This window comes from Bacillus sp. CDB3, from assembly GCF_002081505.1.
Taxonomy (GTDB): Bacteria; Bacillota; Bacilli; order Bacillales; family Bacillaceae_G; genus Bacillus_A; species Bacillus_A cereus_AT.
Map to the genome: position 1 here is coordinate 1 of NZ_ALBR01000134.1, position 13,316 is coordinate 13,316.

Consider the following 13,316-nt stretch of genomic DNA (forward strand, 5'->3'; position numbering starts at 1 on the left):
AGTATGGATCCTTCTAATTAAGCTATTTATGTTCTTGCCAATATAATTTATTTCCTTTGTTAAATCCCTATAAGCTTTCATATCTACTTCAAGTTTGAAATGTGATTTTGCACTATCAACCATGAATGCAGATACCGTTTTATAGCCAAATTCTTCTGCTTTATTTTTTATCATTTTTTTATCTTTTTCATCTAAAGTTATTTGTAAATATGTTTTATGAATAAATGTCATAATTTCACCACCAAATTTTATAATGAATCGAGCGAAGCGACAACCATTTTCTAAACGAAAAAATGTAATTTTTGAGGTTAGAAAATGGTAAAGGTGCTAGGAAACTTCCTAGCAAGTCAAAAACAACGTTTTTGGGGAGTGTGGTCACACTCCCGTAGCTTGCCATACCCCATGACCTGAATACAGGCTGAAGACAGTTCGGTTGGAGGGTTCATTGATTTTAGAGAGTCTTGGCGTTAGCCTTGCTGTGGCGGTAGCCGTTGTGTTTTACGGCTGCCGGTACGGCAAACGGTTGCCAAAGGGAGGCTCGAAATCAAATGGTTCTTTGCTATCGTAATCGGATAGGCTACTTTGACAATTCATAAACAAAAAACAAAGAAATAAAAATCAATTATCTCAAAACAAGACAACAAAATATTCTTTTTATTTTTTCCTGTTACTGTTCTTTTTTGTCATACTTTTTACAAACATTTCATCATACATTCTCTGTCATCTACCAAAAAAAAGAGGATTCCCTTTGCAAAGGGAATCCTCTTTTTTTTATCATGCTATCTAATAAACATGTATCATATGTCTCCACTTTTATAACGTCTAATCCATTACGTGACAAAGCATTTCTCCTATATAGGTATTTGTCCAATCATGTTTGTATCAGTGTCATAAATTGGTATAGTATACAAAAAATCAAAGAGAAGAGGTGCGTATATGTCACAGGCTAATATACCTAACATTACGCCTAATATTTCCATTACACGAGATGATGCGCTTAATTTATTATTATCTTCTATTGCCTTAGAAGAGTTAGGAATTGCTCATATTCTCAATGCTGAAGGTGAGAAAATTCAATATACGTTGGGAACTTTACATGGTACAACAGGTCCGGGACCCTCTATTCCGGATCTTCTGAATGTAAATAAAAGTGTACAAGATATGTTAGATACTGCCGTAAAACAGGAAATGTTATTAGAATCAAAATTAAAAACAGTTTCTGATATTATGGGTAACTCATGTGGAAGCACAGGAACAACATGTCCAACAGGACCACAAGGACCGGCAGGACCGGCAGGACCACAAGGACCGGCAGGACCAACAGGGCCACAAGGAGACACTGGAGCACAGGGACCGGCAGGACCGGCGGGGACAGGTGCAAGTACACCAGGGCCAACAGGGCCAAAAGGAGACACTGGAGCACAGGGACCGGCAGGACCGGCGGGGACAGGTGCAAGTACACCAGGGCCAACAGGGCCAAAAGGAGACACTGGAGCACAAGGACCACCAGGATCAAGTAATGGTTCTGCATACGCAACAATTAGAGTAACTAATAAAGCAATACCAGTAAATACACCATTTCCTATTACTTTAGAAATGACATCTCCCGATTCTAATATTACCGTTACTTCTTCAAATCAAATACAACTTCAAGATACTGGCGTTTATTTAGTAGAATTTAACGGTACTGTTGATAATACATCGACAGGATTTAGCTATATGTGGATTGAAATGATACAAAGCCCTTCGACAGTATTAAGAACACAAATAGTTAACTCCCCAATAAGTCATACAGTTACTGCATTTAGTAATATTTTAGTTGTATCCTCACCAATGAGTATATTTTTCCTATTAAATCCTCGAGGAGATGGTATAATACAATCTCTAGATTTGTTAATAAATATAATAAAAATTGCATAATAACAAAAAATTAACTTACACTAATCATCATTTTTCTATCTCAATTTCTTCTTGTAAACTACCTTTATATTGCAATTGTTCTGCTTCTGTTAACTCCGCATACTCCTGATGAAACTTCAATAAATCCGGATTCCATCTTGCTATTAACTTATAAAAATACTCGTTCTTATCTTTCGTTTTATACTTGTCCAACTCACCATTTTCATATTTCAAAGCATATTCTTTAAACAGCCCGCCATATACAATCAACTGGCGACCTTTTAATGCGGAATAAAACACATCAAATACTTCGCGACTCACCGACATCTCATAATCTTTCGCCGAATACTTCGCGATCTCATTCACTGCGTTTCCTTCTCGAATCAATTGTACTTTCTGAATATGCACTTGTGTTATCTCTAATATATCCGTAGCTTCTCGCCACATCGAAAGCCACTCTTTATGCGGAATATAATAACGTTTATCTGTAAAATATGATTTATTTACACAAAGCAACACATGAAAATGTGGATTATAATAACGTTTATCTGTAAAATATGATTTATTTACACAAAGCAACACATGAAAATGTGGATTATAATCATCACGTTCTTTGTTATATGTCATCTCTAATTTTCGAATATAACCTTTGATAGACCTCTTCACTTGCGCTCTATCAAATATTTTTTTAAAAGCTTTATTAAACCGATCAATCTCACTTCTTACCGCATCACCTTTAATATTTGGTGTAGTCAAAGTAAGAAATAAAAACTCTTTTTTTTCCTCAAGTTTTATAACTCCCATCATGGTAGCTATCTTCATCGCATCTTTACACGATTTTCTCCAAGAACACAGAGGACAGAATCGATTTTTACAGTCATTACCCTTTGTCCGCTTTGTTTTCTCTTTATCTTTCGTAGTAATAAATTGATTAAATGTCCCACACTCTTTAAACAATTCACGCCCACCTTCACTCAATTTACTTTCAATAAATCCATAGATTTTTAAATTCTGTTTTTTTTTCGGTTGATACTTGTTAATAATTACGTCTTGCCTTTTATTTGTCATATTTGATATATTAGTCCCAGACATGTGTATAGTGAATGTTAATTCGCCATACAAAAGGGTACCTGAAACCCTTTGCAAAAGACTTGCCCCTTCCCTAATAATTTATCGTTTTTACCTCAACAATAAAAATGATAAATCACTAGGTACGAATAGGTAAGTTTTTTTTTTGGCGAAACCTACAACCACAAGGCTTAAAAGCATATATAGGCACCGATTTCGTCACCGAAATAGTTACCTATATATTAAAAAATCATGGGTACTTTTTGATATCTTTTTATTATTTAGAATTAAATGTTACCGTTTGTGAAGAAATATGTCTTTCATTGCCATTACCGTCATAGGTGAATGTATTTTGACCATTCAAATGATAAAATTCTTTTTCACCTTGAAGATAACTTTTACTAATTGTAGCTGCAGTTTTGAAAACCCAAATTACATATTCCTCACCTTTTATTTTTACTATTTCATAAGAAGTGTTTGTATCATTAGGTGGAAATATTTTCGCGTAATCCTGTAATTCATGTAGACCGTTATATTTATGAACAAGTACATTATATTGATTATGCTGTGAATAAGACATCTCAAAAAGCATTTTTTCTATACTATCTCGAATTGCATTCTTTTTTTGAATATCTGTTAAATTTTTATTTAATAAACCTGCTTTAACAAGAAGATTTGACATCTTTGTATTAATCCATTGAAGAGATTCTTCATACGTAGTAGTAGACACTCCTGTAGGATTAATCATAGTATTTTTAACAGTACCTTTCACATGTGGAGAAAGAATATTAATATCCATTGCACTTGCTTGAGAAGGTTTAACTGCTTCAATAGAACCTACAACACCTGTAGCAATCGCACCACATAAAGCAACTTTCATCATTTTTTGTTTAAACATACAAAACACTCCTTTTATTATTAATTTATTTATATATTTTTATAAAATGATTGATTTACGTTTTTCTTAAGCAATGATGTGTTATGGGTGATCAATCCATATTTTATCTCTCCAAAGTTTCAGATTGCCCTGTATAAGCTATCAAAAACATTAAAAAGCAAAAAATCATCATCACTTAAAACGTCAGAGAAGCGAGATGAACATCCAATCTGACGTTTTCATCATATCGTTTGAACGAAAAGTAAGAAACTGTCTATTATTCTTTTGCCAAAAGACAAGTTCTCACTTTTTGTATATCCAAATGAAATAGAAATATATACTCATGCGGAAGTTGTTATCGATTACATAATAAACGTTTCAATACATGATTTTACAGATACTTCCTTGTTTTTGGGTGTGAGTGATGGCTGGGGATCATCCTCCTATTTATTGCCTTTGGTATAAATAACCAAAATCATGGTTATATTATTGTAGATCTGACTGTTCAATCCTTTGAGTAGTATACTTTCTTTTAGGGTAGATTTTTACACAAAAAAAGACGAGCGGATTCTCGTCTTTTTTTGTGTAAAAATGGATTTGAAGTTTATAATTTCTTACCCTAATAATAGAAAGCACCATCGCTGACGCTTTCTTTTTATCTGTTATTCGTCTAAGTATTCTTAGGATAAGTGAAGAATACGTTGTACTTCTTCCACTGTCATCTTCACAATAGTTGCAATGTCTTGTGGTGTCATCCCACTTTCATACATTTGTTGAATGATTTCTTCTCTTCCTTCTTTCTTCGCATGTGCTACGGCAGCCTTTTCATCTAACAATACCTTCTCCCGTGCCTCATACTCCCGGCGAAACGCTTGATTATGACTCATATTGTCCCACTTATCAATCGCTTTCTGCAATGTTTCATCTTGTTCCATCGCAATCGCCTCCAGTGTATCTGTTAGATTCTGATCTTCATTTGCCGCTAACAACAATAACCAACGTACCAATGAATCATGCCACGGATTCACCTGTGCACCTCGCCACTGTGCAATAATCTTCGGCATTTCAATATAATGAATTTCTATATCTTCACTGATGCGTAGTTCTTTTTCCACATCCCATAAGATACCTGTCGTCTGAAACTGTTCTTGATTGGGATAGAGTATAAAATCCAATACATTAATCGTGATTGATTTTTGCAACTCACTATACGGCATTCCTTCCTGCATTTGTGATGCATATAGTTTCGACCAATAATACAAGGAACGCTTTTGGATATCATGTTTATTTGCAAGTTGAATTTCTATGTTTACAAGTTCACCTGTCCCAAGCGTTGCCCGTACATCCATAATCGACAACTTATCCTCTTTATATTCCTTATGTAGATGTGGATCTTCTAATGATACGCTCGTAATCGGAAAAAGCAACGATTTCTGTAAAACTTCGTTCAGAAATCTCATCAGAATCTCTTCATTCCCTTTGGTTCCAAATAATTGTTTAAAGGCAAAATCGACACGTAAATTCACACGGTTCTTCATTTGCACACTCCCTTATCCGTAATTCATAGCTTTATCATACCAAAGGAGCAAGACAAAGGGTAAACTTTCATGATTATGTATTTTCCGAACCTAAAGGTATCTAACATTAAGGAACTTGCTTAATCATTAAAAACAAACCTTTAGGAACGGTTTTTCTATTCATTTTTTACTATACCTAAACGTCTACCTTTGCGAACAGGATAACTGACAATAGAAAGTGTAGCTTTTAAACAAAGTTTGATCAAAATGCGAGGGGTGAATTTTTAATTGATATTAGATTTTATAAAAAAGTTTGATCAAAATTTTTCTTATTTATGTATATTTTAAATCAAATTTCACTTTTCATATTCCTACTTCCTCTTTATTATAATCTTCTATCAGTTTTTCTATAATCAGATCAGTAATAGTCTCGACATTTTCGCTATCAAACTGTTTTCTTCTCAAGTAAATTTTTATTGCTAGCTTCATTTGAGCCTTTTTACTATCAAACTTAGTCCAATCAACTGTGTAATTATTTTCGATAGTATGAGTTAATTCTTCTAAAAATACTTCATCTTTCTCGAATTCTGAATTAGAAAATACACTAATAAAACTTTCCTTAGAAATAGCTATAGTAGATTCTTCCTCTTCCGAATCTACTTCTTTCTCTTCTGAATCTAATTCTTCCTCTTCCGAATCTACTTCTTTCTCTTCTGAATCTAATTCTTCCTCTTCTGAATCTAATTCTTCCTCTTCTGAATCTAATTCTTCCTCTTCTGGATGGAATTCAAAGGATATATCAGCAATATTAATTATGTCATCTTCCATCGAAGTGGCATCTATATTATCCAGCTTTATTACTTGAATTTGTGAACTTACTAAGTTGTCAACTTCTACTAAAAAATATAAAGAAGTTTTTAATTCATAGGATATACCTGTTTTACCAGCTTTCATTTTACCTTTCATTTTGAATTTAAAGCGTTTATCCCCTACTTCATTTAAATCAATTAATTTAGGAGTAATTTCAAAATCACTCACTGTACACAATATTCCATTTAATTCAACTTCTTGAAAAGCTTTATACTCAAGTTCACTTAATAAGGTATTGAGGAGACCCTCAAGATTTTCTTGCACCAATTCTAATCTCATTCGCGTGCTTTTTTCGGCAGAATACTTTTCAATATCTAAATCTAATTTTTGTTTATCATCTCTGCCATATATTTTGATATTCCTTCCAGTTACTTCGATGAATTCATGTTCAAGTTCCTTTTTAAAACCTTTATCCGCAGTAAAAAATATATATTCTCCATCATTCATTTCTGCAAATTCTAAAAGAGATTCCCATATTAAAGCGTCTTTAAAACCTTTATCTGATTTCTTGTCTTTACCTTCAAAAGGAGCTTCTTTGTTTAGTGCTCTTTCTACAATTCTCACAAACTTTTCTTCCTTACATACTGGAAGTATACTAATAGCTTTGCTTGAAATATATTGTTCTTTTTTCTTATCTAAAAAGTTTTCGTAATCAAATTTTTCATCTATTTTTAAATCTATATCATAAATTTGTTTAAACTTTAAGTAAGAACTTTTCATTGTTTCAATATGAGTGCTATAAGATTGTAATTGCTGTTTAAATAGCTCTTTTATCGTTATTTCGGGAACATTCAACTCAAATCGATCTATGACATTATTTCTCTCTATTTTTCCTTGAACCTCATCATAAATTGGGCTGAACTCAAATATTGAGAAATCCTTATAATCTCTCATATAAAGTATATTCGTGTCAAAAATAATATATGTTTTCATAACTTTCCACCTCATTATTATGCGATTTAATTAAGCTTTATTTAAACTTTCTGCCATTAGCTCTGCTTGTTCAAGCACAATTTCAATCGCATTTTTTTGAAGGTCAGGTGGATACCCATACTTCTTAAGCAATCGCTTAATAGTTATACGCATTTTAGCACGAGCGGATTCGCGCAAATTCCAGTCAATACTCATGTTTTCTTTGATTGACTTAGTTAATTCATGTGCAATGATTTTTAGCGTTCCATCACCTAAAACCTGTTCGGCTGTTTCGTGTGAGGCGAGGGCATCATAGAATGCAACTTCTTCTTTTATCATGCCTGTTTGTTCACCACGCTTGTATGCTGCATCCATTTCTTTTGCTAGCTCAATTAATTCTTCGATAACTTTTGATGTTTCAATCGTGCGCTTATTATATTTGTTTAATGAATTCTGTAGCATCTCTGAAAATTTACGTGCTTGGATAAGATTACTACGTTGGACATTTTTAACTTTTCCATTTAACAAACGATTTAATAGTTCTACTGCTAAGTTTTTTTGAGGTAGTGCTTGTACATCCTCTAAAAACTGATCTGATAAAATTGAAATATCAGGATTTTCTAAGCCGAGTTCCTTATAGATATCCACAACATCTTCAGAAATGACCGATTTTGATATAAGTTGGTTAATTTGGGCATCCATCTGTGAGGCAGTTTTCTTTTTACTTCCATCACCGATCGTTTTCACAATGCTCGCTTTAACTGCTTTAAAGAAACCAATCTCATCATTCAATTCTTCTGCTTCTGGCGTTGTCGCACATAGTGCATATGCCTTCGCAAGCTCTGTCACTGTATTTAAAAAGCGTTTCTTTTCATCTTCACCTAGGCCAATAACATAATCCATAGTATTAACAATCGCTTTAATGCGAAATGATGATTTTCCAGATTTATAGCCTGAATAATCATGTCCATGTAGCATTTCCAATACAAGCTGATGCTTCTCTAGCATCACATCAACCGCTAAAGCTGTATCAACCCCTGCTGTTTTACGATCACTGTCCGTATATTGCTTTAAGGCTTCTTTTAAATTGTCAGCAATCCCAATATAGTCGACAACAAGACCACCTGGCTTATCTTTAAACACACGGTTAACGCGTGCAATTGCCTGCATCAAGTTATGCCCCTTCATCGGTTTATCAACATACATCGTATTCATTGCGGGAACATCAAAGCCTGTGAGCCACATATCACGCACAATAACAATTTTTAGAGGATCATCATTATCCTTCATACGACGAGCTAAAAATTCACGACGTTTTTTATTACCGATAAATGGCTGCCATTCCACAGGATCACTTGATGACCCTGTCATCACGATTTTAATAACGCCTTTATCGTCATCGTCTGAGTGCCAATCTGGGCGCAATTTCACGATTTCTTTATACAAATCAATGGCAATACGGCGTGACATCACAACAATCATTGACTTTCCGAACATCGCTTGTTGACGTTCTTCATAATGATGCACAATATCTTTTGCCATTTTCTCTACACGTGATTGTGCACCTGCAATTGCTTCAAGACGTGACCATTTCGATTTTAATTTTTCTTTCACCGATATTTCTTGGTCTTCAGTAATGCCTTCATAATCATCATCAATCGATAACCCTTCTGGTAATTCAAGTGGTATAACACGCGATTCATAGAAGATCTTTACCGTTGCTCCGTCCTCTACCGCTTGCGACATATCATATATGTCAATATAATCTCCAAATACAGCAGGTGTGTTTTTGTCACTTGCTTCAACAGGTGTACCCGTGAAACCGATAAATGAAGCATTTGGTAAGGCATCACGTACATACTTTGCAAAACCGTACTTTGTATTATCCTTTGTCACCGTTGCACTAAAGCCATATTGTGAACGATGCGCCTCATCTACCATCACAATGACATTTGTACGATCTGTTAAGCATGGCATTTCGCTTGTGTCCTCATCTGGTACGAATTTTTGAAGCGTTGTAAACACGATTCCACCTGATTCCACACTTAATAACTCTCGTAAGCTATCACGTGAATCAGCTTGGCTCGGTGTTTGACGTAAAATATCCTTCGACATTGAGAATGTTTTATAGAGTTGATCGTCTAAATCATTTCGGTCGGTTAATACAACAAGTGTCGGGTTGTTCATCGTTTTAATGAGTTTCCCTGCATAGAAGACCATCGACAAGCTTTTACCAGATCCTTGCGTATGCCAAACGACACCGATTTTATGATCGCCATCTTGAGCTGTTGCGATTTTTGCTTTTTCAACAGCCTTACTTACTGCATGGTATTGGTGATACGCCGCTAAAATTTTGAATGTATCGACACCATCTGTTTGGAATAAAATAAAGTTTCGCACGATATCGAGTAAACTGCTCGGTTCAAGCATCCCTTTAAGCATTACCTCAAGTTGTGGCTCTGCTGGGCTTGCTAATTGTTCACCATCAACCGTACGCCATTTCATAAAGCGTTCTTCGTTAGCTGTAAGCGAGCCAACACGTGCATTAATACCATCACTTGCGATTAAAAAGGCATTGTAACGGAATAATGTTGGAATTGCTTGCTTGTACGTTTGAAGCTGATTGTATGCGTCGGTAATATCAACATCTTCATTCGTCGCATTTTTCAGTTCAATGACAACGAGAGGTAGACCATTCACAAATACAATGATGTCAGGACGTTTATTTGCCTGTCCCTCAATGATTGTGAATTGAGGGACCGCCATAAAATCATTATTTTTCGGATTGTCAAAATCAAAGGCATATACGGATACGGTCGGATTGTAGCCATCTGTTCCTTGTGCTTGGATTTCAATCCCATCAGTTACGAGCTTATGAAACTGCTTATTATTCAAAACTAGATTCGGTGAAGCATTCGCTACGATTTTTTGAATCGCTTCTTCAATCACTTTTCGATCCAATGTAGGATTAATTTTTTGCAGTGAGTCACGGAGTCGGTCAACTAACACTACATCATGGAAACTTTCACGCTCCGTATAATCGCCATCAGGCGCAATATCAGGACCCTCCACAATCTCATAATCCAATTCTTCTAACCATTCAAGTGCAGCAATCTCCAGTTCCGATTCATTATATTTGAACAACTACTCCACCTCCAAATCATCTGGTACTTTAATTTCTCCTAATAATAGTTTCGGGAGAAGGGTATCACGGAGTTCTTCGAGTTTTTGGATTTCTTTTTTAATAAAAATTGTTTTTCTAATAACGGTGTCAGAGTAGATTCAAATTTTTCTACTAAGTTTTCATTTATAGGGAATGCTAATTTTTGTGCTTTAATATCTGATTGAACAATTAAAGGTTGTGTAGAACCTCTATTTAAAGATTTATAGTCTATTATTCTTAAAAATTCATAGACAAAATTATATAGTTCACTTTCTATAACTAAAGTGTTATCAGATGGCCAACAAGGGTCAATTAGCTTTTGAACCACACCGTGTGTTCCTACACGTCCTATAACTAAAATGGGGGAATTATATAAAACTTCATTAGTAAATCCCATCAATTTACTAGCACCAATAATTGGAATAATATTTTCTTTATCAATATCATTTACTTTTTTCTTTGGACGCTTACCACTAGAAATTTTCATAATTTCTTTAAATTCTATTGTCTTCCACCCTCTAGGTATCTCTCCTAACTCACTTTCCACCATTTCGCTACCACTAGATTTATATGGTACGCCTTGTGCATTCGGAAATTCAAAATCAATAAACCAGTGTTTGAAAAGGGTTTGAGAAAGATTTTCTAATGAAATAATTATAGAATTATTTACGATAATTTTTTCATTAAGCGTTTTTAATATATTACCTATCTTCTTCTGTACCTCATAGCTTGCCAAAGGTATTTCAAGTTGTTCTAACATTCCCTTTGTTAAGGCTGCTCGTGTTCCTCCTGTTTGAGCTAATGATAATAAATAATTTTGTGTATCTTTTGAAGTCAAAAAAGCTAATAAGTAATAAGGATCCAGTAAATTTTCTTTGCACCTAATAATTGAAACGTGTTGATTGACCCTAGCTGGTAACATTTCATTTTGTACAATGGTTGTTCTTGCAACTGAATCTCCTGTTATGTTAATTAAAATATCTTCTTCTTTTAAGGAAACATTTTTTAATTTTTCTGCTTGTTCTTCCGTTATATAAGCAAGCCCTTCCGAAGTATAATGGTGATTATAAACATTTTGACTACGAATTAATTTATAGGGACCATTCTCTAGATAAACCGATTTTCCGCCTCTTGGTGTAGACCCACTACCAATTTTTAAAGTTATATTTTTTAATTTCCCACTAGATTTCATACCCAATCCCCCCTAAAGCTCGGCGGATTTGTTCTTCTAGTTCTTTGGATTTCGCAAATTGTTCGGATAATTCTCCTGTTAAACGTGTCATTCTCTCTTCATATGGTTCGCCATCATCCTCTTGCTCTGCTAAGCCTACATAGCGACCCGGAGTTAGAATATGGTCGTTTCCGCGTACTTCCTCAATTGTTGCTTCTTTACAGAAACCAAGTTCATCCGCATACTCTTGATCATTCGTGCCACGCCAAGCATGGAATGTATCTGCCACTTTCTTAATATCTTCTTCACTAAATTCTTTATGTGTACGGTCTGCCATAAAGCCAAGATTACGTGCATCGATAAATAAAATTTTATTGTCGCGTTCACGCTTTCCTGTTTTTGTCTTACTTTTTGATATAAACCATAAACATACTGGAATTTGTGTTGAATAAAATAGTTGACCAGGTAGTGTAACGATACATTCAACTAAATCGTTTTCGATTACGCTTTTACGAATTTCGCCTTCACCACTCGTATTCGAAGACATTGAACCATTTGCTAAAACGAAGCCTGCTATACCTGCTGGTGCTAGTTTTGAAATCATATGTTGCACCCAAGCATAGTTGGCATTGCCTTTTGGCGGAATACCATATTGCCAACGCACATCATCAGTTAATTTTTCGCCACCCCAATCACTAATATTGAATGGTGGATTTGCTAAAACATAATCGACTTTTAAGCCTTTATGTAAGTCATTGCGGAATGTATCCTCATTGTGTGCACCTAAATTAGCATCAATTCCACGAATAGCCAAGTTCATTTTAGCGAGTTTCCATGTTGTTGGGTTTGACTCTTGACCGTAAATAGATAAGTTATCAATGCGTCCTTGATGCTCTTTCACGAATTTAGATGATTGAACGAACATACCACCTGAACCACAAGCAGGGTCATACACACGACCTTTATAAGGCTCTAACATTTCAACAAGTAACTGTACAACTGTTGAAGGTGTATAGAACTCACCACCATTTTTCCCTTCTGCACTTGCAAATTTACTTAGGAAGTATTCATATACGCGACCTAAAATATCTTTTGAACGACTTTCTTCATCTCCAACTTTAAATGAGAACAAGTCAATCGTTTCACCTAAGCGTGTTTTATCTAACTCTGGACGTGCAAATGATTTTGGCAGCACCCCAACAAGGGATGGATTTTCTTTTTCAATTGCTACCATCGCAGCATCGATTAATTGCCCGATTTCAGGTTTCTTCGCATTGTCTTTAATAAATGACCAACGTGCTTCTTGCGGTACGAAGAAAATATTTTCTGCAACATATTCATCACGATCCTCTTCGTCTGCCCATTCATCCGCTTTTAGTTCCTCATATTTTTCTTCAAAAGCATCGGATACATATTTTAAAAATAGTAATCCTAATACAACGTTTTTATATTCCCCCGAATCCATTGACCCACGTAATTTATCAGCCATTTGCCATAGCTTTTCGTCAAAATCTAAGTTTGCTGTCGCCATTTGGTTGCCTCCTTGATACTCTATGAAACATCACATAGTACATGATAACTTCCTTTGTTTCATATATCTTCATTTATATTTTTTTTACATCAATATATCTATTATAACAGTTCTAAGTCGTGAAATACTTTATCTATTCATATACTGCATTCATTATTATCACATAAAGATTCTTTACATGAAATTATTAAATTAATTTCCCTTTTAATGACTGTGCCCTATGTTCAATGCTCTTCCTACTATGCTTAGCTTTTTTTACAACAATTCCTTCTCTTTCTATCTCCATAATCAATTCCTTAGCCCAAACT

8 protein-coding genes and 1 pseudogene are annotated in these 13,316 nt (G+C 34.8%); 1 reads left to right on the forward strand and 8 read right to left on the reverse strand.

What is annotated here, in order from left to right:
- A pseudogene (locus CDB3_RS31015) lies at positions 1 to 231 on the reverse strand (hypothetical protein); the annotation flags it as partial.
- A 705-nt stretch (positions 232 to 936) separates the two neighbouring features.
- On the opposite strand from CDB3_RS31015, the gene CDB3_RS33030 reads away from it, so the two are divergent.
- Entirely contained in the window at positions 937 to 1,920 is a 984-nt protein-coding gene (locus tag CDB3_RS33030; protein WP_179139794.1) for an alpha-helical endospore appendage domain-containing protein, read from the forward strand.
- Between the two features lie 27 nt (positions 1,921 to 1,947).
- Here CDB3_RS33030 and CDB3_RS31025 read toward each other — a convergent pair whose 3' ends face one another.
- The 7 genes from CDB3_RS31025 to CDB3_RS31055 all read right to left on the reverse strand — a co-directional run bounded on the left by CDB3_RS31025 (position 1,948) and on the right by CDB3_RS31055 (position 13,008).
- Positions 1,948 to 2,967 (reverse strand): protein rep, encoded by a 1,020-nt coding sequence (locus CDB3_RS31025; RefSeq protein WP_128857149.1) that lies wholly within the window; start codon positions 2,965 to 2,967, stop codon positions 1,948 to 1,950.
- A gap of 277 nt (positions 2,968 to 3,244) precedes the next feature.
- Positions 3,245 to 3,865 carry a hypothetical protein gene (locus tag CDB3_RS31030; protein WP_128857143.1) on the reverse strand — a complete coding sequence of 207 codons (621 nt, stop codon included), beginning with the start codon at positions 3,863 to 3,865 and terminating at the stop codon, positions 3,245 to 3,247.
- A gap of 659 nt (positions 3,866 to 4,524) precedes the next feature.
- Positions 4,525 to 5,382 carry an Rpn family recombination-promoting nuclease/putative transposase gene (locus CDB3_RS31035; protein ID WP_128857144.1) on the reverse strand — a complete coding sequence of 286 codons (858 nt, stop codon included), beginning with the start codon at positions 5,380 to 5,382 and terminating at the stop codon, positions 4,525 to 4,527.
- A 342-nt stretch (positions 5,383 to 5,724) separates the two neighbouring features.
- Complete coding sequence (locus CDB3_RS31040; protein WP_128857145.1) at positions 5,725 to 7,164, reverse strand: PIN domain-containing protein; 1,440 nt, start codon at positions 7,162 to 7,164, stop codon at positions 5,725 to 5,727.
- Positions 7,165 to 7,194: 30 nt separating this feature from the next.
- A complete protein-coding gene (locus tag CDB3_RS31045) occupies positions 7,195 to 10,287 on the reverse strand; it encodes a type I restriction endonuclease subunit R (protein WP_128857146.1) in 3,093 nt (1,030 codons plus the stop codon).
- Between the two features lie 38 nt (positions 10,288 to 10,325).
- The gene (locus CDB3_RS31050; protein WP_128857147.1) at positions 10,326 to 11,498 is read right to left on the reverse strand and encodes a restriction endonuclease subunit S; all 1,173 of its coding nucleotides are present in this window, start codon (positions 11,496 to 11,498) and stop codon (positions 10,326 to 10,328) included.
- Complete coding sequence (locus CDB3_RS31055; protein WP_128857148.1) at positions 11,488 to 13,008, reverse strand: class I SAM-dependent DNA methyltransferase; 1,521 nt, start codon at positions 13,006 to 13,008, stop codon at positions 11,488 to 11,490. Before CDB3_RS31055 ends, CDB3_RS31050 begins: the two co-directional genes overlap by 11 nt.
- Positions 13,009 to 13,316: the final 308 nt, after the last annotated feature.